Consider the following 24,780-nt stretch of genomic DNA (forward strand, 5'->3'; position numbering starts at 1 on the left):
TTTTCATTAATATCCTTGATTTTGTCGCTCATGGTTCACTTCATTTTTATTCATGTATGCCAGTAAAATGAGTTGCTCATTAAAACCGAGCGTATAACCAAGTTCGAGATAAGCTGCCATCAGCGTCTCGTACATGGCTTCCGTTTTTGAAAGACCAAAGTTCGTCACTTTTCGATAAATATCTAAAAAAGCATCAGTCGCATCAAGATATGAGCTTCCCGCAGGAAACGCATCTCGTTCATACCCGAGTGCAAGACCAAGTGACAGTAAGAAATGAATGCCGTCCACATATTCTTCTAAGATCACATCTTGAGGCGACGGTCCTTTCTTCGACCAAAATTTAAAGCTACGTGTTTCGTTAGCCAGTTCACCGAGCTCGACAAGCAGCGCCAGTAACCGTTCATCGAATTGATTGCCGGATAATCCATGTTGTACTTTGATCCGCTCGTCTAATTCGCGCTGCCGATCAAACAATGTTGTCCAGTTCACCGGATGTTCCTCCTCTATCTCCACTTATAGCAATACTAAAATCATTAAAGACCAGCCCACTGCTAAAATCAATACTTGTAATTGAAGCAGTTTTGGGGCATGAACCGTCTTCTTTCGTGTCAAATGAAGACCGAACAAGGCACCGATGGCTCCTCCCGCATAGGCATATAGGACGTTAAAATCGCCTTTCCCATGTGTGTACTGTTTTGCTCTAATATAAGTATAGACATTCAACACAATAAGGGCTAAGGCGACGATCGCGACAACCGATTGATTCATGCGCTTTCCTCCTTCTCTTTATTCTAAGAAATTCTACAGAAAAAAGAAAGCGCCGAGAGAGTGTCTCGGCGCTGTCGATTGAACGATTACGCGTTCAATTTTGATTTAGCTGTTTCAGCGAGTGACGCGAATGCCTGTGCATCTGTCACAGCAAGCTCAGCAAGCATCTTACGGTTGATGTCGATTCCTGCAAGCTTGAGGCCGTGCATCATACGGCTGTATGAGAGACCGTTTGTGCGTGCTGCCGCATTGATACGTGTGATCCAAAGACGACGGAAATCACGTTTCTTCTGACGACGGTCACGGTAAGCGTACATGAGTGACTTCATGACCTGTTGTTTTGCTACTTTAAATAGAATGTGTTTCGAACCAAAGTATCCTTTGGCAAGTTTAATTTGCTTTTTACGACGTTGACGAGTCGTATAACCGCCTTTTACGCGTGGCATATGGATTCCCTCCTAAATTGTTTCTGTATTACTTCGCGATCATGTTGCGAATGCGTTTGAAGTCTCCAGCTGATACGATAGCGCCTTTACGGAGCTTACGTTTTGCTTTAGTCGATTTGTTTGCGAACAAGTGACTTGTGTAAGCGTGTGAACGCTTGAGTTTACCTGATGCTGTACGTTTGAAACGTTTTGAAGCACCGCGGTGCGATTTCATTTTCGGCATGAGTATTTCCTCCCCACTGAGAATCGATAATTAATCTTCTTTGTTCGGAGCCAGCACTAAGAACATGCTGCGTCCTTCCATCTTCGGCTTTTGTTCAACTGTTGCCAAATCGGCACATTCCGCTGCCATTTTGTCCAAAACACGTTTCCCGATTTCCGAGTGTGTGATGGCACGTCCGCGGAAACGAATCGAAGCCTTCACTTTGTTTCCTTTTTCAAGGAACTTGCGTGCGTTACGCAATTTTGTTTGGAAATCGTTGTCCTCGATTGTTGGACTGAGACGTACTTCTTTCATTTGGATGACTTTTTGGTTTTTACGCGCTTCTTTCTCCTTCTTCTGGAGTTCGAAACGGTACTTCCCATAATCCATAATTTTAGCGACCGGTGGATTTGCTTTATCCGCGACTAAGACGAGGTCTAGTTCCGCTTCTTCAGCTAAACGTAACGCATCGTTACGTGATGTCACACCGAGTTGTGCACCGTCTGCGCCAATGAGACGTACTTCACGGGCACGAATGTTTTCGTTGATAAAGAGCTCTTTGCTAATGGTTAGCACCTCCATCGTGCGATTGCACGAGATTTAGATTGACAAGACAACATGGCAATAAAAAAAGCGTCGGCAGTTTCCCACCCACACATCAGTTGAGGTCATAAAACGGCAGACGATGCCGAATGAACCAAGAACTTGATGGACCTGCCTGATGACTCTCAGACGAGGTGAAAAGCGGGTGCTTCTGCTTTGTTGTTTTTAATCACTATGTCATCTTAGCACTAGCAGGAAAAGATGTCAAGATATCGCGCATGAATAATTGGTAGCTCACACTTTTATGATGATACCAGTCATTCTCTCGTTTCGCAATACCTTTTCAAAGGGAATAATGAAATATCAAAGGAGGGATCGACATGAACTGGCGAAAAGATGTATCGCGAGAACATGACTATCATGATCAAGTCCAGCAGATTGTCAGTAAGACGATGCAAGCACACGGGCTAGAAGATGAAACATTACAGGCGGTTTTAACAGACTTATTAGAAGAGATGAATCGCATCACCTTAAAAATTGTCGACGACCACGAGTCGGCTCAAAATTATATCCATAAGCGTTGGTATTAATGGAAAACCCATTGCTTGTTAAAACGATTCCTAATAAGGAAGACCGCCTGCCTCAAATGGAGGGAGACGGTCTTTTTGATTATTGTGCGTATACCATTTGGCCGCCAAGGTGTCCCGCATAAGCTAGCAATCCGGCACCGATAAGAGCTACAACGAAACTGAGGGTGATCCACAACTTTCCTTTCGCACGATATCCAATGCCGAGTAAGATGATTGTGACCCCAAAAGCAATCAAGCTATATAAAGCAAAATGCTCATGGTTTTCAATCATCGCCTCTGTTACTGATGGCAGATTCGCTTCCGCATATTCTTCCGCACTATCCCCCGACAAGAAAGCTACCGCACCTGATAGTAATCCGGCAACTAATGTGATGAGCGCGAACAGTCGAAAACTTGTCCATTTAAAACTGATTAAAATTAGGAGCGTTCCAAAAAGCAGTAACCCAATTGGAGCATGAACGAGCAATGGGTGTAGCGGGACCCCACCAATCATGACGATTCCTCCTCAAATTGATTTGTTAATGGAAAGTATTTACCCGAATCGATTCAATTCCTACCGCATTCTCCAATTTTCCACAATGCCACACAATTAGTTTGTGAGGGATTTGAAGAAATTGCCGATTGCCTCAAACAATCGAGCAAAGAACCCCTTCACTTCTTCTTGTTCTAAGAATGCTTGAACATCTTGCCCAGCGTCTTTTAATCCGTTACTGATCGATGACCAATCTAGATTCGCTTGTTGCATATTCTCAAACAAGGTCGTCAATTGATCGAGCTGTCCCTCGGATAGTTGAACGTTGTTTTGATTCAATACTTGGATGACGATATCGCGAATCTCAATATTCGTTTCAGGCATTTGATTCGCAATTTCCGCTTTAATCTCGTTCATGAGACCTGCTACATCTTCTTGTCCGACCGTCTTTCCAATTTCAGACGTGACGGCCAATTCTTCTTGTGCCAATTCTTTTCGTTCATCCGACAATTCGATGCCTGTTTCGGCTGCCGTCTGATCGTACGCCTTCATAATCCCCGTCAAAGCCGAGGTACCCGTCACGTTAATCGGTGACGTGATATAGATGTCCGCATCCGTCACACCGGCCGTGACGAGGGCGTTCGCATACATATCTTTCGTGACCCATGTCACGTTCTCCGTTTGAATATCGAGACCAGTCCCGTTCGTCAATTTGATTCGGGCAGATGAGTACATGCCACCCCCACGTTGTGCCTGCGGAACAGAATCACCTAAATATTTTTCTTCGTCCGCTGCCGTCGCAATAATCGGTTCGATGCCTTCCGGGGCGTCCATTCGTTCGAGTACCCATTTTTCTTGTTCTGCTGATAACGACTCGCCAAGTGTCACAATCGTGTCATTGACGATTGCCTCCGCTCCGACTTTTGGAATCGCTCCTGTGAACGCAACCGCCCCAATAGTAAGTGCCAATACTGGCTTCATATAATTCATTAAGTATCACTCCTTATGTTTACGATACGTGTAGATGACCAAATACACATCCGTCTATAGACCGAAAAAAACCACCTTTCTGGTTGGAAAGGTGGTCCCTCACTTAACGTGAACGGTTCGCAATCTCTTCTGTGAGCGATGCGATGAATTCATCAAGTGACGCAGAAATTTGTTCTTGTTGACCGTAACGGCGAATGTTGACCGCACGCTCATCACGTTCTTTATCTCCAAGTACGAGCGTCATTGGAATCTTCTTCATCTGCGCTTCACGAATCTTATAGCCGAGTTTCTCGTCACGAAGGTCTGTTTCGACGCGGACACCGCGCTTAACGAGTTCCGCTTTCACTTCCGCGACGTATTCATCGTGAACATGCGAGACCGGGATTAACTTGACCTGAACCGGTGCGAGCCATGTCGGGAATGCGCCTTTATACTCTTCAATCAAGTAAGCGACAAACCGTTCCATCGTCGAGACGACACCACGGTGCAAGACGATTGGACGATGATCTTTTCCGTCTGGTCCTGTGTATGTCAAATCGAAACGTTCCGGAAGCAAGAAATCAAGTTGAACAGTTGAGAGTGTCTCTTCTTTCCCGAGCGCCGTCCGTACTTGTACGTCGAGTTTTGGACCGTAGAATGCCGCTTCCCCTTCCGCCTCGAAGTATGGAAGCTCGAGCTCATCCATTGTTTCTTTCAACTGACTCTGTGCCATCTCCCAAATCGCATCGTTATCGAAGTACTTCTCTTTATCGGCAGGATCGCGATACGAGAGACGGAAACGATAATCTTTGATGCCGAAGTCCGCGTATACTTCTTGGATCAAGTGAACGATGTCTTTGAATTCTTGCTTCATCTGTTCTGGTGTGACGAACGTATGTCCATCATTCAAGACCATATAGCGGACACGTTGTAAACCGGTGAGCGCGCCTGACATCTCGTAGCGGTGCATGCCGCCAAGCTCAGCGATTCGAAGTGGAAGTTCACGGTACGAACGCGGCTCATGTTTGTAGATTGTCATATGGTGCGGACAGTTCATCGGGCGAAGGACGAGTTCTTCGTTGTCCATCTCCATTTTCGGGAACATGTCATCTTGATAGTGATCCCAGTGTCCAGATGTCTTATACAAGTCGACCGAACCGAGAACTGGTGTGTAGACGTGTTGATAGCCGAGTTCGAGCTCTTTATCAACGATGTAGCGCTCGACCGTGCGACGAATTGACGCCCCTTTCGGTAGCCACATCGGAAGCCCTTGTCCGACTTCTTGTGAAACGAAGAAGAGATCGAGTTCTTTCCCGAGTTTACGATGGTCGCGCTCTTTCGCTTCTTCAAGAAGACGCAAGTGCTCGGCGAGTTGTTCTTTCGTTGCCCATGCTGTCCCGTAAATACGTTGTAACATTTTATTGTCTGAGTCTCCGCGCCAATAGGCACCAGCCACACTCATCAATTTAAAGATTTTCAGCTTCGAAGTTGACGGGACATGTGGTCCGCGGCAAAGGTCGAAGAATTCACCTTGGTGATAGATTGTCAGTGTCTGATCGGCTGGAATGTCTTCAATCAACTCAATCTTGAGCGGGTCTCCCAACTCTTTATAACGAGCGAGCGCCTCATCACGAGAAACGACTTCACGCGTAATTTCCAAGTTCTCATCGACGATACGTTTCATCATCTTTTCAATTTCAGGAAGGTCTTCCTCATTGATACGACGGTCCATCTCGATATCGTAATAGAACCCGTTCTCAATCGTCGGTCCGATTCCGAGATAGATGTTATTCTCTTCTCCGTATAGACGTTTGATTGCCTGAGCCATCAAGTGAGCCGACGAGTGGCGCATCAAATCAAGACCGTCTTCCGAGTCCGGCATCACGAGTTCGATTTTACCATCATGCTCGATTGGACGACGGTAGTCGATGAGTTCCCCATCTAATTTTGCTGCGATTGCTTTTTTACGAAGTCCCGGGCTGATCGAGCCTGCGACGTCTTCTGCTGTGACGCCGGCATCAAATTCTTTTACCGCGCCATCTGGAAATGTTAATTGAATCATGTACATCTGTCCCCTCTCAAAAAAATGAATATAAAAAAGCCCATCCCTCAAAAAGGGACGAGCTTTGATTCTCGTGGTACCACCCTCGTTCCCAAGCAACATGCTTGGCTCGAACACACGATAACGAGTGTGAATCGCCGCACGATTGACCCGTACGGTGCTCCGAGGGAGTAAATGCATCGTCGTCGTTAGGAAGCTTCCACCGCCCTTCCCTCGCTAAAACTCGTCTCGATGACTCATATCCTCTTCTGTGCATCCTTTATATGCTTCTTAGTATAGTCAACTCAACCGAGAAAAACAATCCTTTACCGACGGCGATTTTCACCCTTTAATTCAATTTGGGTCGTCGTCGTGGAAATGCGTTGCATGAGACGCTGTGCTTTCATTTTGTTTTGCGGCGAGCCGTCAATTGAAAAATGAGTCTCGAGCTCTTCCCCGCTAAAGTTTGAACTGTAGAGCGTCGGCAAACGGTGCATCATCCGATATTGAAGAATGATTCCGAACAATTCATCACGCACCCACGGGCTGATGGCTTCAGCACCGATATCGTCAATCAATAGGACGGGCACGTGTTGGAATGACGTTAAAAATGAATCGAACGACTCGGTTCGAATTTTACGTTTCGCTTCCGACACAAAGCCCGGGGCGTGAACTAAAATCGTTTCAATATCCGCCACTTTCAACTCATTGGCGATGGCGGCGAGTAAGTACGTCTTCCCGACGCCAAAACTACCATGTAGATAAAGTCCATTGACTTTTTGTCCCGACTTCATCCCCGTCACGAAACGCATCGCTTCACGCAATGCAATCTTACGTGCATCGTCCGCCCAATCGAAGGATTCGAAACTCGCCTCACGGACTTCTTCCGGTAAAAATAGACTTTTGAATTTACGGTCCATCTCTTTTTGTCGTCTCGCCTGACGATGTGCGACTGTCTCTTCATAACGGATCGCAATCTGTCCTAAATCGACGTATAGCACCGGTTGATGACCGGGGATGACGGCCTGCTCTTCGATGAACGTCTTCCCATCCATCTGTTCGGCATACTCACTCAGTTTGGTAAACCCGATCTCAATCGCCTTCTCTTCTAATTCAGGATGAGCATTCAAAAAAGCGATGACCCCTGGATGATTGAGCGTTCGTTTACGAATCGACTCATACGCCTCGCGGACTTCTTTCCGATTCATCAATTGAGATAAAGACTGATTGATTCGTTCCATTCCCTCACCCCTTCTCTTTCAACTCATTTAATAGTTTCACAAGTTCCGCATCATCTGGAACGGACGACTCGAGCTCTTTTTTTCTTGCCTGGTCATACGAGCGTTGTTGTTTAGCCTCATCTTCGAGCCATTTCGGCATATCCCCTTGTTGAGGTTTCCGTCGTGATCCGACCGTGGTACGTTGCACGCTCTCGCGTTTTTGCTGTTTCTTCTCGATAAGCGCATCTTGTGACGCTTCTTGCTCCAACGCTTCTTTTGCATTCGTATAGCCCGCTGTCTTCCAACTCGTGGCGATACGAAGGACATAGTTCTCACTAAGACGTGTCTGCTTCTTCACTTCGATACAATAATAGAAGAGTGCGTTGATGACCCCTGGAGCAAGACCAAGTGTATCGACGAGCTCGATGACCAACTGTTCGTCGCTCTTTGACAGTTGTGGAGTCTTTCGAAGAGTCGATACATATTGATGTGGGTGTGCGGACTCCATCACATCAGGGTCATGGAGGTCTCCAAGCTTCGTCTGTTCAAGTTCGACCGTTTTCTCTTTCCGGTGGCGGGTCTGTTTCTTCTTCAACTGCAAGACCATTTGACGACACCCGTCCCGCTTTTCTTGCTCGCTGAGTGGGAGATAGGCTTCGTGGACAAAGTATTCTTTCAGCATCTCTGCCATCGTTTCTTCATCGAGCTGCGACACGTAGGCCAGTTTTGTGATCGTTTCGTCTAATTTTTTTGTGAAAAATCCGACTGGAAAATTCGTCAGTTTTTTCACAATCTCCATATCAAACGAATAGTTGATCTCAATCTTTGCCCGGTCCGGCTTTTCATAATTTTTTTGTGTGAACGCGCGATGGTTCACCCCTTTGACGTCAAACACTTCATTAAAGTCTTTTGTGACTTCAACAATGCCTGCTGGCAACGGATCAATCGTAAAACGTCCCTGTAATTGTTTAAATCGTACTTCCCCGACTTTATAGAAGAGAAAGCTCGATAACAATCCGTCATTTAAAAACGTATGAGGGGCGAGTGGAACTCGTAATTGATATACGTATTGTGTAGAGCGGGCATCCTTCGTTTTATACGTTCGCACCAATCCGATTGCCTCAAGACGGAATAGACTATCCATCAACTCATTGATGGAATACTCCAACATCTCACACAAGGCACTGTGTGACATATAATTTGATTTCATTTTCCCTGGTTTCAGTTCGCTCCATAACGTTTGGTACAGTGCGAGCGCCTTCACTCCGATAACAGGTTGATATAGGTGGTAAAGGGACTGGTACGATTCACGGTCGACGAGACCCGTACTCATGATAAGTAATTCATCTGTCCCAAAGATTGTACGTTCTTTCTCCATAGCTCTCTCCCCTGAAAAAGGGCGACCAGCGGGCCGCCCTTTAGTTGGTCGAATTTTCTTGCTTCATTAAATCTTCAAGTTCTTTAAAGAACACCGTGATGTCTTTGAACTGGCGATAGACGGATGCGAAGCGAACGTATGCCACTTCATCCACCCGCGCAAGTTCATTCATCACCAACTCACCAACTTGCTCACTCGGAATTTCCGACTGGGCAAGAGCGCGCAGTTGTTGCTCAACTTTTGTCACAACTCCTTCAAGCTGTTCGAGCGTGACCGGTCGTTTTTCGCATGCACGGATAATACCGCGAAGCACTTTTTCACGACTAAACTCTTCACGATTTCCATCTTTTTTTACAATGATGAGCGGTGTCTGTTCGACCGTCTCAAACGTTGTAAACCGATACCCACACTTCTCACATTCACGACGACGTCGAATCGAATAATGGTCTTGCACCGGTCGGGAATCGAGCACTCTCGTTCCATTATGATCACATTTCGGACAACGCATGCTCAAACCTCCTTATCGTTCGACTGATTTATTTCCAATAGCACGGAGCGGGAATTGTTTTGTAAGGGCTTCATAATAGTTCGATACAATTTGGGCCAAGTCTGCCCCAAATCGCTGTTCACGATTCAATGTGAAGTCGACCGCGGTCCGACCACCATCCACTTGTACAATTGTAATGAGTCCATCCCATCCTTCTCCAATGAATGAAAGTTCTCCCCGATTCGAGTCGATCCGACGCACCGTCTGACCATTTGACTGAATCTGACCTTCTAGCCATTGTAAGATAGAAATCGGAGATGCTGCATAGTAACGAGTTTGCAGTGATTCATGTTTATGTGTATCTTTCGTTTCAATATGTGTTTGTAACTTATCTAACAGTCCCATAATCCACCTCAACGCCTGAGTTATATACGTTAAGCATATCAAAATTACGGCGACAACAAAACAATTAAAAGGGCTGACCGTCAAACGGCCAGCCTCAAAAGATTCTTCAGAATTATTTAGTTAGTGCGACCTGTGCTTCAGGAACACGAATCGGTCCCATTCCACGCTCAAGTTTCACATCTTCACGTACTTTTGCATCCAATCCTTCGGCGATATATTGCGATGCCGTAGCTGGATCGATTCGATCTCCACATGTGAACACGTCAACAGACGCATAGCCATGTTCTGGGAAACTGTGAATCGTTAAGTGTGATTCTGAAATGATGACGACCCCACTCACACCGTGTGGCGCAAATTTGTGGAATGCAACTTCGCGGACTTCAGCGCCCGAACGAAGAGCAGCATCGACGAACAAACGCTCGATGTAGTCGATATCATTTAATTTGTCGGGATTGCACTCCCAAAGTTCTGTAATAATGTGACGTCCCATAGTATCCATATTAGTGGATCCCCCTTTACATCAATGGTCTCAAAGTAGTTGATGATCACTCACTTTGTGCCTGAATCGCCCACAACCACGGGGGCAAGTTAGTCCTAAGAGGTCCTAACCCTTTAAGTTGCGTTTGTCAGACCAATTGAAGTTCACGAAACTGAGTGTAACGTGTTTAGGACGTCGTTACAAGACATTTGTTTAAAAAAAATGAAAATATTTTTTAGAGCGTAATATTTTTTAGGCGTGGGTTTCTTGTTGACCGATTTGAAGGTAACTCGCAACCATGTCTAACAAGTCGACGACGCGGCACGAATAGCCCCATTCGTTGTCGTACCATGCGAGTACTTTGACATGGTTTCCTCCAAGCACCATCGTTGAATCCATATCGATAATCGACGAACGGTCGTCCCCATTAAAGTCGATGGAGACAAGCGGTTCGTGAGAAACACCTAAAATCCCCGTCATCTCACCAAATGCCGCCCGTTCAAATGCTTCATTGACTTCATCGACCGTTACGTCACGATGTAGTTCGACGACCAAGTCAACGAGCGACACGTTCGGTGTCGGGACGCGAAGTGCCATCCCGTTCAGCTTGCCTTGAAGTTCTGGCATGACGAGTCCGATTGCTTTTGCAGCTCCAGTTGAAGTTGGAATGATTGAGCTACCACAAGCACGTGCCCGGCGTAAATCTTTGTGCGGATTATCGATGTTATTTTGATCGTTCGTATAGGCATGCACCGTCGTGATGAGCCCTGTTTCAATGCCAAACGTCGAATGCAACACTTTTACGACGGGACCTAGGCAGTTCGTCGTACACGAAGCGTTTGAAATGATGTGGTCTTCTTCCGGTCGATAGTCGCGATCATTGACCCCCATGACGATTGTTCGTAAATCGCCTTTACCTGGCGCAGTTAAAATGACCTTTTTCGCACCTGCATCAAGATGGAGTTTTGCTCCGCTATCTGAATTAAATTTTCCTGTTGCTTCGACGACGATGTCGATTGCAAGGTCCGCCCAAGGCAAACGTGATGGATCACGTTCTGAAATGAGTTCGATTCGTTTCCCATCAACTTCGAGCGCATCCCCTTGCGCCCGAACCGTTAGTTCAAATGGTCCATGAATGGAATCATGTTTGATCAGATGAGCGAGCGTTTCTGCTGGATAGCTCGCATTGATTGCCACTACTTCGTGACGTCCCTCAAGCATCAACTTTCGAAATACCATTCTCCCGATTCGACCGAATCCGTTTATTGCAACTTTTGTCCCCATGCTGCATCCCCCTTTTTCTACATTACGGTTTCATTATAACGGATAGCTGTAAGCGTTTTCACTATGTAATGTCACATTTCTTTCGTTTTTCTTTGTTTATTTTTTGAAAATCAGGGGAATTCTTTGGCGTAATGAACAAAGAGAAAGGAGGCGTCACGATGTTTGATTGGGGAGATATCGATAAATTCTTCATCTCATTCTTCATTATTTTACCGATTGTGACGTTAATTCACGAGTTCGGTCACTTCTTCTTCGCAAAATTGTTTGGTGGCTCGCTCGATATGCAAATCGGTACTGGAAAGAAGTTATTTAAAGTAGGTCGTTTACAAGTAAACCGCGTCTATTTTTACGACGCGTGGTGCCAGTTCACGGATTTAAGATGGAGCAACAAAGTCACTCGTACACTAGTCTATGGCGGTGGAGCCATTTTTAATTTAGCGAGTATTTTGATCGTCAACGCATTCATCCTTCGACGAGATATCGAACCAACACTCTATTCGTATCAGTTCGCCTACTTCTCGTTCTACTACATCTTCTTTTCACTTTATCCGATTTACTACTCAAACGGTCATCCAAGTGATGGTCGTGCAATCTACGATACATGGAAGAAAGGCTCACCTGACTCCGATCCGTTAAACTAAAAAGAAGGCGATTAGTCGCCTTCTTTTTGTATTGTCTTAAATTGTTCGACCAAACGATCAATTTGTTGTGGCAAATCGCCTAATGCCCCATTGTTATTAACAAGGAAATCCGCCTGGTGTTTTTTATCTTCGATTGGAATCTGTGAGCGAATACGGGCAAGCGCCTCTTCTTTCGTCAATCCGTTACGTTCCATAAGACGCATCAACTGTATCTCTTCGCGACAATAGACGACGACAGAATAATCGACGAGATCGAGCATTGTGCCCTCAAATAAGAGAGGAATATCAAAAATGACAACAGATTCCCCGGATGCTTCATAAGCACGCATCTGTTCCTTCATCTCTTCACGAATTGCCGGATGCATCAATTGATTCAATTGCTGACGCTTCGTTTTATCATGGAAGATTTCCCTTCCTAGTGCAGGACGGTTCAATACATCACCATCAAAACATTTCGGAAAAGCGGTTTTTACACCTTCAATCGCCTTTCCTCCCGGTTCAACGACCGTTCGCGCAATCAAATCGGCATCGATAATCGGAATTCCTCTTTCTCGAAACAATCGAGACACCGTAGACTTTCCGGTTGCGATCCCACCCGTCAACCCAATTTTCAACATATTCGCCCACCCCTTAGCGTTGTTGGCAGTTTGGGCAATAATGCGTGCCGCGTCCGCCGAGCTTCATCTTTTCAATCTCTTGGCCGCATCGCTGACACGGCTCCCCCGCCTGTCCATAAACAAACAATCTTTCTTGGAATGTTCCCATTGCCCCATCTGGATTCGTATAACTTCGAATCGTACTTCCACCGCGCTCGATTGCTTCCGTCAGAACGTCAACCGCTTCGACTCGGACGTTTTCGACTTCTTCCTTCGATAAGCTAGCTGCCGGTCGAGTCGGATGAATACCGGCTCGAAATAGTGTCTCATCCACATAAATATTACCTAACCCAACGAAAATGGACTGGTCAAGGAGAGCAGTCTTGATTGCTCGCGTCTTCATCCGTTCTAAACGTCGATGCAACGCCTCTCCGGTCACGCGCTCATCAAACGGTTCATATGCGAGCAAGGAAAGCGGTGGCGTCGTATGAATCGTTTCATTCGTCCGCAACTCCATCGTACCAAATTTGCGCACATCGTTATAATGAAGTGTTGATTGATCGGTAAATGTTATCACGACATGTGTATGTTTAACAGGTTCTGTGATTGTTTCATGTGGGAAAAACTTCCCTTCCATACGTAAATGCGAGACGAGGTAACCGTTCGTTAGTTTGAATAAAATGAACTTTCCGCGACGTTCCACATCTACGATTGTTTCTCCTACTAAATGGTGAACCCATTCTTCAGCATCATGTCCTCGAATAATTTTAGGGTCGAGTACATCGACGGACTGAATCGTTTTTCCTGAAACGAATGGTCGCAACTTACGACAGACCGTTTCGACTTCTGGTAATTCTGGCATACTGATTTCCTTTCTATTCGTTTATTTCGTGTCAAACCAAGTAATCCCGACGGCACCGTCTGCACGTAACGGGACATCGAGTGTGACCGTATGCTCCATTGCATTGGTCACGAGTTTCTCTAACGCTTCCATTTCATCGGAAGGTCCTTCAAAAATTAACTCATCGTGTACTTGTAACAAGAGTTTTGATTGAAGTCCTGACGACTTTAACGCATTGTCAACATCAATCATCGCTTTTTTGATGATATCAGCCGCCGTCCCTTGAATCGGTGTATTGATTGCGGTACGTTCAGCAAATCCACGTAAGTTAAAGTTGCTTGAATGGATATCCGGAATATTTCGACGTCGTTTTAACATCGTCTCCACGAAACCATGTTCTCGCGCACGTTCAATAGCAGCATCCATGAATGTCTTCACTCCCGGAAACTGCTCAAAATACGTATCGATAAAGGTTTGTGCTTCCTTTCGAGTAATTCCTAGGTTTTGCGAAAGTCCATAGTCACTGATGCCATAGATGATCCCAAAATTGACCGCTTTCGCTTGACGACGCATGAGCGACGTGACTTCTTCATTCGATACTTTAAATACGTTCGCTGCCGTTGATGTGTGGATATCCTCATCGTGCAGGAAAGCATCCATCATTTTCGCATCTTGTGACATATGCGCCATGATACGTAGTTCGATCTGAGAGTAGTCGACCGCATAAAGCACCCAACCTGGTTCGCTTGCGGTGAACGCCTTGCGGATACGACGACCTTCCTCTAATCGAATCGGGATGTTCTGTAAGTTCGGATTGACCGACGAGAGTCTCCCTGTTTGTGTCAACGTCTGCGTGTATCGAGTGTGAATCTTGCCGTCGTCTTTTACAACTTTCTGCAAGCCTTCAACATAAGTTGATTGCAGTTTACCGAGTTCACGATAATGCATAATTTTTTCGATGATTGGATGAAGTGGCGCCAATTTTTCAAGAACATCCGCTGCAGTCGAGTAACCTGTCTTCGTCTTTTTCACAGGAGGGAGTGCTAATTTTTCAAACAAGACGACCCCTAGCTGTTTTGGCGAATTGATGTTAAATGGTTCGCCAGCCAACTCATGAATCGTCACTTCAAGCGCGGAGAGTCGTTCTCGAAGATCCGTTTCCATATGTTGAAGGGTTTCGACGTTCACATGAATACCTGCCCACTCCATTTCAGCTAACACGGATACGAGCGGCTTTTCGAGTGCCTCATATAGTTCTGTCTGTTCATTGTCTTTTAATTCTTTTGCGACACGCTCAAACAACGTCAAAATTGAGTGTGCTTTCTCCGTGAGGTGTGCATGGAACACATCCTCTTCAGGGATTTTGATTTTCGCCCCTTTTCCGTAAACCGCTTCGTCTTCCTCAAGATGATATGCGAAGTGAGAGGCGATCGAGCTGAGCGACGTTCCGCCAGAAAGATTTAATAAGTATCCTGCGACGAGCAGATCTTCATATCCCCGAAGTGTCAATTGGTGTCGCTTCAATTGAATGATCGTCTGTTTCGCATCTAGACAGATGGTCGTCTGAGATTCATCCTCAATCCATTGTTTGACCCGTTCATCTTGTAACAGTGACACGTCACCAATGGTCACGCCACGGTCCGATGCAATCGCAACCCCGATGATATCATCTTCAAAATAATCGTCTTTCAACTGTTCAAGTAAGAGAACAGCTTGTGACAGGTCTTGATCCGCCACATCGATGGTCGGCCGTTCTTCCTTTTCGACTGGTTCTTCGGATGAAGTATCTTGTAATTTCCCAATCAGCGACTTGAATTGAAGCTCCATAAAGAGCGGTTTTACGAGAGAGGCATTATATGGTTTGAAGACGAGATCGTCAGCGGATACATCGAGTGGCACGTCCGTATAAATGGTCGCCAACTGTTTCGACATTTTCGCTTCACGTTCGTTTGCTTCAACCTTTTCCTTCTGCTTCCCTTTTAGTTCATCCGTATGTTCGTAGAGTCCTTCGACAGTCCCATACGTGGTAATCAACTTCAGCGCCGTCTTTTCTCCCACACCCGGAATCCCCGGGATGTTATCCGATTTATCACCCATCAACCCTTTTAAGTCAATCATCTGAATCGGTTGAAGTCCTTCGTAGCGTTCCTTGAACGCAGTCTCGTTCATTTTCTCGACGTCTGTAATCCCTCGTTTTGTCAAATACACTGTCACGCGTTCGTTGATGAGTTGAAGTAAATCTTTATCTCCCGTCACGATGGTCACTTCATCAAAGGTCGTGTCCTTTGAAAGGGTTCCGATGATATCATCCGCCTCATATCGGTCGAGCTCTAAGACTGAGATGCCGAACGCCCGACAAACGTCACGCACGAGCGGGAACTGCTCTCGTAATTCTCCAGGTGTCTTTTGACGCCCACCTTTATATTCTGCGAACGTATCGTGCCGAAACGTTTTCTTCGATGCATCGAAAGCCACAGCGAAATGAGTCGGTTGTTCATCTTCCATCAATTTCAATAACATCATCGTAAATCCATACACCGCATTCGTATTTCTGCCTGATGCATCCGACATCGGAGGCAGTGCAAAAAACGCACGATATGTTAAGGAATTCCCATCCAGGACTAGTAATTTATTCATTCAATCGACCTCCATTCTTCTCTTCACTCATCATACCATACGGGTACATGCGTTCGAAAAAAAAGACCCTTTTCTACGAATAGAAAAGGGCCAAATTCCCGATCGTGTGGAGATGAGCACCGATCGGATCACGAGATGATGAAGAGGTCTCATTGATAGAATAACAAGGTTTTGTAAAGTAAATATGAATGAACGATAAAGGGATTGTTAAACCCGTGGAAATCTGATGGTAAACGTCGTTCCTTTGCCTTCTTCGCTATCAACGTCAATCGTTGCATGATGCAAATCAATGATATGTTTGACGATTGCGAGTCCGAGCCCAGTTCCACCCGAGTTCCGACTTCTTGCCTTATCGACACGATAGAAGCGTTCAAAGATCCGGCTCACTTCTTTTTCAGCTATCCCAATTCCATTGTCCTTGACGCGAAGTTCGTAAGAATCTTGCTTCGCCTCAACGAAAATTTCCACGCGGCTGCCTTCCGGAGAATAGTTGATGGCATTAGCGACCAAGTTCATGATGACTTGTTTCATCCGGTTCAAGTCTGCTTGAAGGATGACTTCTCCATGATGTTGCGCCTCTAGGTGTATCGATTTCTTGTTCGCTTTTTGACTTAGAAGTAGACATACCTCGTCGACAAGTTGATTTAAATCAACGGACACCAGTTCCATCTTGAAATCGTCTCGCTCGAGTCTTGACAATTCGAGGAGATCTTCGACGAGCATCTGCATCCGTGTCGCTTCCTTTTGGATAATGTCTAAGAACTGGTCACGAAGTTCAGGCACTTCTTTCGCTCCATCTAGGAGTGTCTCACTAAATCCACGGATGGACGTCAGTGGCGTTTTGAGTTCATGACTGACGTTCGCCACAAAGTCTTTGCGCATCTTCTCGAGTCGCTTCAATTCTGTAATGTCGTTGAAGAGTAACGTCGTCCCACGAAGCATTCCCGTATCACTGAAAATCGGTGCCGCGGATACCATATATGTTTTTTGATTGAATCCAGTTCGGATCGATAATTGACGACGGTGCACTTCTTCCGTTAAATAGACATCTTCAATGAGCGATTCGACATCAGGACTTGGTAAAATCCCATGATAGAATTGTCCGATGGATAAATCGTCATATTGGAACATCTCACGATACGAGCGGTTGACCAATGTGACGATCCCTCGCTCATCAACAAGAAGGAGTCCGGCTCCCATATATTCGATGAGCGATTCGAGTCTGGCTCGTTGAACGGACTCACCGAGTGAGATGGACTCTAAATTTCGAGCGAGTACGTTAATCGATCCAGCAAGACTACCCGTTTCTTCATCGTTCCGTAATTCATACACGCGAGCCCGATAATTCCCATCTGCCAGCTCACGTAAGACGATCGTCGCTTCATCGATCGGTCGAATAAATTGGTTCGTCAGATGTTGGAGCACGAACAAGATGACAAAGAAAGAGAAGAAGAGTGCTAAAGCAATCGTCAACCAAATTCGATTATAAACTCCTTCTAAGTCTGAGACATATCGAATAAATGTCAAATAGACAGTCCCACCTGTTGCCATCTCGATCGGTTTTGTAAATTGAATCAACTCTTCATTGTCAGCCTCACCGAATGTTCCGTCATCAGGCACGAGGTTAGGGTCGATTTGATAATCGATGGCCCCGACACGAAACGGTGTTCCCGCGATGACCTCCATCCGGCTATTGAGCAGGAGAATGTCAAAACTACTCCCGTCATCGATTTGACCGACATATTCCCGAATCTCGTCCAACTCGCCCCCTTCAAGATAAAGGGCTGCCAGTTGAGCATCTTCTTTTAGACGGTCTCGTTCAGAATCCAAATAGAAATCTTTGAACAGCTGTCCGAGCACAATCCCGAGCGTAAGCAGGACACCGGTGACGAGAAAAATGAGCGTCGTCATAAACCTAGAGCGATAAGTCTTCATTCCGAAGTTGGCTCCTCCATCTTATAGCCAAGACCGCGAATCGTTTTTATATATGTCGGCTTCTTAGTCACCGGTTCAATTTTTTCACGAAGGTGACTGATATGAACATCAACGATTCGTGTGTCACCCACAAAATCATAATTCCAAATGGCCGATAACAATTGATCACGCGTCAACACGCGTCCTTTATTTTTCGCCAAATAAGCTAACAGTTCAAACTCTTTTGGAGTCAATTCGAGTCGCTCGCCCTGTTTGAATACTTCATAGTTTGAAGCGACGATTTTGACATCACCGATTTGAATGACGTCTTCTTCAACCGCCGATTCTTGCGGGGCAGATCGTCTAAGAATCGCTTTGACACGTGCGACCACTTCACGCGGACTAAACGGCTTTGTCAAATAGTCATCCGCACCGAGCTCGAGTCCGAGCACTTTATCGAACTCATCATCCTTCGCCGTCAACATCAGAATGGGCGTATTGACTTTTTGTTGACGAAGTCGCTTGCACACTTCAAGGCCATCCATCTCCGGTAGCATCAAATCGAGCACAATGAGAACGGCATCTTTTTTCTCAGCCAATTCTAAGCCTGTTTTCCCATCATGCGCCGTCTCCACTTCAAACCCGGCTTGCTCTAAATTAAATTTTAATAATGTCGCAATCGATACTTCATCATCGACAACAATTACTTTATCAGCCACACTACTTCCTCCTCTTAATCCATCAAATGTCACTCTCTATTTTACAAACCAAAGCTTGAAACGACCTACCTCAAAGCAAATCTTTACAAAAACAAAACAAATCCACTTTTAGTGTAGCATGTCCTACAAGATGGAAACCGCAAAAAAAGTGCTTCCCACAAATTTGCAGGAAGCACTTTTACTTATAAGACGTCTAATACGGAGCGGACGGAGTCGGCAGATTTAGAAAGCGCTGCTTTCTCATCATCCGTTAATTCGAGCTCAAGTACTTGCTCAATCCCATGCTTACCAAGAATGGTCGGGACACCTAGATACAAATCGTTAAATCCATACTCACCTTCTAAATAAGCAATGGCAGGTAAGATTCGACGCTGGTCTTTGATAATCGCCTCAACCATCTCTGCGATTGCGGCAGCAGGCGCATAATATGCAGAGCCGTCACCTAACAGTTGGACAATCTCACCGCCACCTTTACGTGTTCGCTCGACGATTTGCTCGATTCGCTCATGTGGGATGAGTTTCTCGAGCGGGATGCCTCCGGCGTACGAATAGCGTACGAGAGGAACCATATCGTCGCCATGACCTCCAAGAACAAATCCGGATACGTCTTTGACGGACACATTCAGTTCTTGTGCGACAAACGTCCGGAAACGAGCCGTATCCAGTACGCCAGATTGTCCGATGACGCGTTCTTTCGGAAAACCCGATTCTTTGAACGCTGCATACGTCATCGCATCCACCGGGTTCGTCAAGACGATTAAAATCGCTTCTGGAGAATAGCGGGCAATCTCTTTGACGACAGAACGCATGACGTTTGCGTTCGTTGCAACGAGGTCGTCCCGACTCATCCCCGGCTTGCGCGCGATTCCCGCCGTGATGACAACGATGTCTGAATCAGCCGTATCGGCATAATCTGACGTTCCTGTGACCCAGGCGTCAAACCCTTGGATTGGAGCCGTTTCTTGCATATCGAGCGCTTTCCCTTTCGTCGGTCCAACTTTTTCTTCCATATCGAGTAGGACGACATCCCCTAGCTCACGTTGAGCCAGATACAGTGCAGTGGTTGCACCGGTGAAGCCACTTCCAATTACAGAAATTTTGTTACGACGAATCATGAGCTCTCCCCCTCAATTGACGACTTATTCGTTTGAATTACATATTTTTGATCAATTCATCCGCGAATTCAGAGCATTTCACTTCTGTTGCGCCGTCCATGAGACGTGCGAAGTCGTACGTGACAACTTTCGAAGCGATTGTTTTCTCCATTGAGTTGATGATGAGGTCAGCCGCTTCGTTCCAGTTCATGTGGCGGAGCATCATCTCCCCTGAAAGGATGACTGAAGATGGGTTTACTTTATCGAGACCTGCGTATTTCGGAGCTGTACCATGAGTCGCTTCGAAGATTGCATGTCCTGTGATGTAGTTGATGTTCGCACCAGGTGCGATTCCGATTCCACCTACTTGAGCAGCAAGGGCATCCGAGATGTAGTCGCCGTTCAAGTTCATTGTCGCAACGACGTCGAACTCACGTGGACGTGTCAAAATTTGCTGGAGGAAGATATCTGCGATCGAATCTTTGACGATGATTTTCCCTTCAGCTTCTGCTTTCGACTGAGCTTCGTTAGCAGCTGCTTCGCCAGACTCTTCTTTGATACGGTCATATTGTGCCCATGTGAACACTTTGTCGCCGTATTCCGCTTCAGCGAGTGCATAGCCCCAGTTTTTGAATGCGCCTTCTGTGAACTTCATGATGTTTCCTTTGTGTACAAGCGTCACAGATTTACGGTCGTTCGCAATCGCATACTCGATCGCAGCACGAACTAAGCGCTCCGTACCTTCAGAAGAAACCGGCTTGATCCCGATTCCTGATGTTTCTGGGAAACGGATCTTGTTGACGTTCATCTCCTCTTGCAAGAACTTGATGAGTTTTTTGACTTCATCGCTTCCTGAAGCGTACTCGATGCCAGCATAGATATCTTCAGTGTTCTCACGGAAGATAACCATGTCCGTGTCTTCAGGACGTTTTACTGGTGATGGAACACCCGTGAAGTAACGAACTGGACGAAGGCATGTGTATAAGTCGAGCTCTTGACGAAGAGCGACGTTCAATGAACGAATTCCTCCACCGACTGGTGTCGTGAGTGGACCTTTGATCGCAATCAAGTACTCGCGAATTTGATCGAGTGTTTCTGTTGGGAGCCACTCACCTTTTTCGTTATATGCTTTTTCCCCAGCGTATACTTCCATCCATTCGATTTTCTTGTCGCCGCCGTATGCTTTTTCAACCGCAGCATCAAATACGCGAACAGCCGCATTCCAAATGTCAGGTCCTGTTCCATCACCAATAATGAATGGTACCGTCGGAACGTTTGGTACGTTCAATACACCGTTTTCAACTGTAATCTTTTGTCCTTGTGTCAACATAATGAATCCCCCTAAGTACATTACTGTAGGTCGACGCGTACGCCGACCTACGTCACTTGTTAGTTTACCAAACTTTTGTCTGAAATGTGTCCTGAATTAACGTTCGTTCACAGGAACATATTTACGGCTCGTCTCACCGACATATTCCGCGCGCGGACGAATCAAACGGTTGTCCGCATATTGCTCGAGGATGTGGGCAATCCAACCCGACATACGAGATACGGCGAAGATTGGTGTGAAGAGATCTTCTTCAAGACCGAGCGCATAATACGTTGAAGCTGAATAGAAATCGACATTCGGCTTCAATCCTTTTTCTGTTTCAACGAGATGATCAATTTTTTCAGACATCTCATACCATTTCGGTTCTCCGATTTGAGCTGTCAATTGACGGCTCATTTCTTTCAAATGCTTCGCGCGTGGGTCGCCGTCCTTATAAACGCGGTGACCGAAGCCCATGATTTTTTCTTTACGTTCGAATTTACCACGAACGTATTCTTCGACGCGGTCAACCGAATCGATTTCATGGAGCATCTTCATAACTGCCTCGTTCGCACCACCGTGAAGTGGCCCTTTAAGTGCTCCCATTGCCGCCGTAACACCTGAATACATATCCGAGAGCGTTGCCACACACACACGCGCTGTGAACGTCGAGGCGTTCAACTCGTGGTCAGCGTGTAAGATGAGTGCCTTATCAATCGTTTTTTCTGCGACATCACTTGGTTCTTCGCCGTTCAACATGTAAAGGAAGTTCGCCGCGTAAGAAAGACCTTCTTTTGGAGCGACAGGTTGCTCTCCTTTACGAAGGCGAGCGAATGCTGTCACGATTGAAGCGACTTGCGCTTGTAAGCGAATCGCTTTACGCATGTTCGCTTCATCACTCATGTCTTCAGATTCCTCATCATATAAAGCGAGTTGCGAGAGCGCCGTACGAATCGTCGCCATCGCATTGGCTGATTTCGGTGCACGCTTCAACGTGTCGATCACGTCTTCAGGCAACGTCGCTTCTTTTACAAGCGCTTCTGATAGCGCTGTCAATTCCTCTGCATTTGGTAAGCGGTCGTTCCACAATAAGAAGACAACTTCTTCAAATGTGGCGTTGTCCGCTAAATCATCAATGGTGTATCCTCCGTAAGTCAATTGTCCGTCAATAATTGAGCTGACTTTTGAGGCTGCTGCCACAATACCTTCTAACCCTTTTGTCGTTGACATTCATAACTCCCCCTCAGTCTTGTTTAAAATAATCGACCGTAAAAACAGTCTGTTTATAGGGAATAAGGATACGGGATGGGTTTCTCCCCTGCATTCACCCAGTCTCCGTTTACCCTGTCCTTTATATAGTATAAACAATTTATTGCAAAAAAGAAATGTAAGCGGCTTCAGTTGTCAGAAAATATCAGAACCATTTTTCAATGACGTGATATCCTCCCAAAATCAATGCCGCGATTCCAGCACCAATTAATGGTCCAACAGGAACGCCTTTCATGAATCCGACCGCTAAAATCGTACCTGCGAGGAGTGCTGTCGTGACGACCGGGTCGACGCGCATCAGTTGAACTCCTTGAGCAGCTGCTAAAGCGACAAAGATTCCTGAACCGAATGCGACAATCCCGACAGGCCCTTTAATACTATTCCACAATTCTTTAAATCCGATATCGCCGGTCGCAATCGGTACGAGGACTGCAATCGTAATAATCGTCACGCCCCAGTTGATTCCTTTCGATGCAAGTGTCGGAAACAATTGGTCACCGAACCCTAGAGCTTTAATCACTAAAAGGGCACTACTCGCAATAATAATCGATTGGTTTTGAGCGATGACACCAATCAATACCAATAAAACTAAAAACAGATATGCACTCATACGTATTCCTTTCTATGAACGGAAAAAGAACCGACCTTTGAAGAAGGCCGGTTCGATTGTCGTTCAATTATGCGTTGTAGATTTTACCTGTAAGTGGGTCGATTGAAATCATCTGACCGTCACGTAACGACGATGTCGCTGCATCAACGCCTACGATGACTGGCTTGCGAAGTGATGGACCAACGATTCCAGCGTGGCTCGTCAATCCGCCGTCTTCCGTGATGATTCCAGCCGCTTTTTCGATGGCAGGCATCATTTCTTTATCCGTGAATGGCGCGACGAGAATCATGCCATCTTTTGCTTTCGCATTAGCTTCATCTGCGTTTTTTGCGACCACAACTTCACCGACAACTCCGCGCTCACCGATTCCACGTCCGTCTGCAAGAGCGTGACCTACGATGTGAACTTTCATCATGTTCGTCGTACCAGCAGTCGCTGCAGGGATACCAGCTGAGATGACAACGAGGTCACCGTCAGTGACGAATCCAGCGTGACGTGCCGCTTCTGATGCTTGAACCAACATTTCATCCGTGTTGTTCGGCATTGTTTCAGCAACGATTGGATATACGCCCCATACGAGGTTCAATTGACGTGCAACGCGCTCTGACTCTGTGACTGCGATGATGTTCGCCTCAGGACGGTACTTCGCTGTACGAGCAGCCGTGTATCCTGATTGTGTCGGTGTCAAGATTGCTTTCGCGTTCAAGTTGATTGCTGTGTGAGCAACCGCTTGTGAGATCGCATCCGTTACCGTATGCTCACTGCGCTTCTGACGATCTTTCAACAAGTTTTTGTAGTCGAGCATGCGCTCAGTGCGTTCTGCGATGGCAGCCTGCATTTGAACTGACTCGATTGGATAGTCCCCTGCAGCTGTTTCACCAGAAAGCATGACTGCGTCTGTTCCATCCAAGATCGCGTTTGCTACGTCAGATGCTTCCGCACGTGTCGGACGTGGGTTACGTTGCATCGAGTCGAGCATTTGCGTTGCAGTGATAACCGGCTTCCCGAGATCGTTACACTTCTTGATGAGTTCTTTTTGAACTGGTGTTACTTCTTCTGTTGGGATTTCGATACCGAGGTCACCACGAGCAACCATCAAGCCGTCAGAGATTGCCAAGATTTCTTCGATGTTATCAACACCTTCTTGGTTCTCAATTTTCGGGTAGATCTTGATGTGTGACGCATTGTGTTTTTCAAGAAGTTGACGAATTTCAACCACGTCAGACGCACGACGTACAAATGATGCCGCGATCACGTCAATGTCTTGTGAAATCCCGAATTCGATGTCCGCGATATCTTTGTCCGTGAGGGCAGGAAGGTTTACCTTGACGTTTGGCAAGTTAACACCTTTCTTCGTCTTGATGATTCCTTCGTTTTCGATGACACAACGGAGATCACGGTTATCAAGCTTTTCAACGACACGAAGTCCAATGAGACCGTCGTCGAGCATGATGTGTGAACCGACTTCTACATCATCGTAAAGACCTTCATACGTCACAGAGAAACGATCTTTTGTTCCGACGATTTCTTCTGTAGAGACGATTGTCACTTCTTTTCCTTTTTCAAGAAGTGCCTTGCCATCCTCGAATGTATGCGTACGGATTTCAGGACCTTTTGTGTCAAGAAGTACAGTGACGACTTTACCTGCTGCTTTCGCCGCTTCACGGATGTCACGGATACGAGCACCGTGCTCTTCATAGTCACCGTGTGAGAAGTTAAGACGGGCAACGTTCATCCCAGCTTCAATCATTTCAGGAAGACGCTTCTCAGAAGCCGGTCCAATGGTACATACAATTTTCGTTCTACGCATAATATAAAAACCTCCTAGGGGATATAGTGCAACTTACAAACAGAAAACGGGTGGCCA

26 protein-coding genes are annotated in these 24,780 nt (G+C 46.1%); 2 read left to right on the plus strand and 24 right to left on the minus strand.

Annotated features, from left to right (window positions below; translation table 11 throughout):
* Window positions 1–6 precede the first annotated feature (6 nt).
* The 5 genes from KNO90_RS02350 to infC all read right to left on the minus strand — a co-directional run bounded on the left by KNO90_RS02350 (window position 7) and on the right by infC (window position 1,998).
* A complete protein-coding gene (locus KNO90_RS02350; RefSeq protein WP_159562524.1) occupies window positions 7–489 on the minus strand; it encodes a dUTP diphosphatase in 483 nt (160 codons plus the stop codon).
* Window positions 490–513: 24 nt separating this feature from the next.
* On the minus strand, window positions 514–768 hold the full coding sequence (locus KNO90_RS02355) for a hypothetical protein (protein ID WP_214741308.1): 255 nt from the start codon (window positions 766–768) through the stop codon (window positions 514–516).
* A gap of 86 nt (window positions 769–854) precedes the next feature.
* Window positions 855–1,214: a 50S ribosomal protein L20 gene (gene rplT / locus KNO90_RS02360; RefSeq protein ID WP_012726696.1), complete on the minus strand. Its 360-nt coding sequence runs from the start codon at window positions 1,212–1,214 to the stop codon at window positions 855–857.
* A 28-nt stretch (window positions 1,215–1,242) separates the two neighbouring features.
* Window positions 1,243–1,437 (minus strand): 50S ribosomal protein L35, encoded by a 195-nt coding sequence (gene rpmI, locus KNO90_RS02365; protein ID WP_012726697.1) that lies wholly within the window; start codon window positions 1,435–1,437, stop codon window positions 1,243–1,245.
* A gap of 30 nt (window positions 1,438–1,467) precedes the next feature.
* Window positions 1,468–1,998, minus strand: coding sequence for a translation initiation factor IF-3 (infC, locus tag KNO90_RS02370; RefSeq protein ID WP_012726698.1), 531 nt, complete (start codon window positions 1,996–1,998; stop codon window positions 1,468–1,470).
* Between the two features lie 341 nt (window positions 1,999–2,339).
* On the opposite strand from infC, the gene KNO90_RS02375 reads away from it, so the two are divergent.
* A complete protein-coding gene (locus KNO90_RS02375) occupies window positions 2,340–2,549 on the plus strand; it encodes a hypothetical protein (protein ID WP_214741310.1) in 210 nt (69 codons plus the stop codon).
* Window positions 2,550–2,628: 79 nt separating this feature from the next.
* On the opposite strand, the gene KNO90_RS02380 is transcribed toward KNO90_RS02375, so the two are convergent.
* From KNO90_RS02380 to KNO90_RS02420, 9 genes are all read right to left on the minus strand, one after another.
* On the minus strand, window positions 2,629–3,042 hold the full coding sequence (locus KNO90_RS02380) for a DUF2231 domain-containing protein (protein WP_214741312.1): 414 nt from the start codon (window positions 3,040–3,042) through the stop codon (window positions 2,629–2,631).
* A gap of 96 nt (window positions 3,043–3,138) precedes the next feature.
* The gene (locus KNO90_RS02385) at window positions 3,139–4,011 is read right to left on the minus strand and encodes a DUF1002 domain-containing protein (protein WP_214741314.1); all 873 of its coding nucleotides are present in this window, start codon (window positions 4,009–4,011) and stop codon (window positions 3,139–3,141) included.
* A 103-nt stretch (window positions 4,012–4,114) separates the two neighbouring features.
* The gene (gene thrS, locus KNO90_RS02390; protein ID WP_214741316.1) at window positions 4,115–6,058 is read right to left on the minus strand and encodes a threonine--tRNA ligase; all 1,944 of its coding nucleotides are present in this window, start codon (window positions 6,056–6,058) and stop codon (window positions 4,115–4,117) included.
* A gap of 299 nt (window positions 6,059–6,357) precedes the next feature.
* A complete protein-coding gene (gene dnaI, locus KNO90_RS02395; RefSeq protein WP_214741318.1) occupies window positions 6,358–7,272 on the minus strand; it encodes a primosomal protein DnaI in 915 nt (304 codons plus the stop codon).
* A 4-nt stretch (window positions 7,273–7,276) separates the two neighbouring features.
* On the minus strand, window positions 7,277–8,629 hold the full coding sequence (locus KNO90_RS02400) for a DnaD domain protein (protein ID WP_214741320.1): 1,353 nt from the start codon (window positions 8,627–8,629) through the stop codon (window positions 7,277–7,279).
* 40 nt (window positions 8,630–8,669) lie between these two features.
* The gene (gene nrdR / locus KNO90_RS02405) at window positions 8,670–9,137 is read right to left on the minus strand and encodes a transcriptional regulator NrdR (RefSeq protein WP_012726705.1); all 468 of its coding nucleotides are present in this window, start codon (window positions 9,135–9,137) and stop codon (window positions 8,670–8,672) included.
* A gap of 12 nt (window positions 9,138–9,149) precedes the next feature.
* Complete coding sequence (locus tag KNO90_RS02410) at window positions 9,150–9,521, minus strand: hypothetical protein (protein WP_214741322.1); 372 nt, start codon at window positions 9,519–9,521, stop codon at window positions 9,150–9,152.
* A 112-nt stretch (window positions 9,522–9,633) separates the two neighbouring features.
* Window positions 9,634–10,020, minus strand: coding sequence for an adenosylmethionine decarboxylase (speD, locus tag KNO90_RS02415; protein WP_026825618.1), 387 nt, complete (start codon window positions 10,018–10,020; stop codon window positions 9,634–9,636).
* A gap of 231 nt (window positions 10,021–10,251) precedes the next feature.
* Complete coding sequence (locus KNO90_RS02420; protein ID WP_214741324.1) at window positions 10,252–11,283, minus strand: glyceraldehyde-3-phosphate dehydrogenase; 1,032 nt, start codon at window positions 11,281–11,283, stop codon at window positions 10,252–10,254.
* 158 nt (window positions 11,284–11,441) lie between these two features.
* Between KNO90_RS02420 and KNO90_RS02425 the strand changes: the two genes are divergently transcribed.
* Entirely contained in the window at window positions 11,442–11,924 is a 483-nt protein-coding gene (locus KNO90_RS02425) for a site-2 protease family protein (RefSeq protein WP_214741326.1), read from the plus strand.
* An 11-nt stretch (window positions 11,925–11,935) separates the two neighbouring features.
* Here the strand turns inward: KNO90_RS02425 and coaE are convergent, their stop codons facing one another.
* From coaE to pyk, 10 genes are all read right to left on the minus strand, one after another.
* Window positions 11,936–12,541, minus strand: a complete 606-nt coding sequence (coaE, locus tag KNO90_RS02430) for a dephospho-CoA kinase (protein ID WP_214741328.1) — start codon at window positions 12,539–12,541, stop codon at window positions 11,936–11,938.
* Between the two features lie 13 nt (window positions 12,542–12,554).
* Complete coding sequence (gene mutM, locus KNO90_RS02435) at window positions 12,555–13,382, minus strand: DNA-formamidopyrimidine glycosylase (RefSeq protein ID WP_215112938.1); 828 nt, start codon at window positions 13,380–13,382, stop codon at window positions 12,555–12,557.
* A gap of 21 nt (window positions 13,383–13,403) precedes the next feature.
* Window positions 13,404–15,998 (minus strand): DNA polymerase I, encoded by a 2,595-nt coding sequence (polA, locus tag KNO90_RS02440; protein ID WP_215112939.1) that lies wholly within the window; start codon window positions 15,996–15,998, stop codon window positions 13,404–13,406.
* Window positions 15,999–16,205: 207 nt separating this feature from the next.
* Window positions 16,206–17,933 carry a two-component system histidine kinase PnpS gene (gene pnpS, locus KNO90_RS02445; RefSeq protein WP_215112940.1) on the minus strand — a complete coding sequence of 576 codons (1,728 nt, stop codon included), beginning with the start codon at window positions 17,931–17,933 and terminating at the stop codon, window positions 16,206–16,208.
* Window positions 17,930–18,631, minus strand: coding sequence for a response regulator transcription factor (locus KNO90_RS02450; RefSeq protein WP_031423155.1), 702 nt, complete (start codon window positions 18,629–18,631; stop codon window positions 17,930–17,932). The genes pnpS and KNO90_RS02450 overlap by 4 nt, the downstream gene beginning before the upstream one ends.
* 182 nt (window positions 18,632–18,813) lie before the next feature.
* Entirely contained in the window at window positions 18,814–19,746 is a 933-nt protein-coding gene (gene mdh, locus KNO90_RS02455; RefSeq protein WP_215112941.1) for a malate dehydrogenase, read from the minus strand.
* A 37-nt stretch (window positions 19,747–19,783) separates the two neighbouring features.
* On the minus strand, window positions 19,784–21,052 hold the full coding sequence (gene icd, locus KNO90_RS02460; protein WP_214742393.1) for an NADP-dependent isocitrate dehydrogenase: 1,269 nt from the start codon (window positions 21,050–21,052) through the stop codon (window positions 19,784–19,786).
* A 99-nt stretch (window positions 21,053–21,151) separates the two neighbouring features.
* Complete coding sequence (gene citZ / locus KNO90_RS02465; protein WP_214741338.1) at window positions 21,152–22,264, minus strand: citrate synthase; 1,113 nt, start codon at window positions 22,262–22,264, stop codon at window positions 21,152–21,154.
* 184 nt (window positions 22,265–22,448) lie between these two features.
* On the minus strand, window positions 22,449–22,919 hold the full coding sequence (locus tag KNO90_RS02470; protein ID WP_214742394.1) for a DUF441 domain-containing protein: 471 nt from the start codon (window positions 22,917–22,919) through the stop codon (window positions 22,449–22,451).
* Between the two features lie 61 nt (window positions 22,920–22,980).
* On the minus strand, window positions 22,981–24,723 hold the full coding sequence (gene pyk / locus KNO90_RS02475; protein WP_214741341.1) for a pyruvate kinase: 1,743 nt from the start codon (window positions 24,721–24,723) through the stop codon (window positions 22,981–22,983).
* Window positions 24,724–24,780: the final 57 nt, after the last annotated feature.

Origin of the sequence: Exiguobacterium sp. s63 (genome assembly GCF_018617335.1) — a bacterium.
Lineage (GTDB): Bacteria > Bacillota > Bacilli > Exiguobacteriales > Exiguobacteriaceae > Exiguobacterium.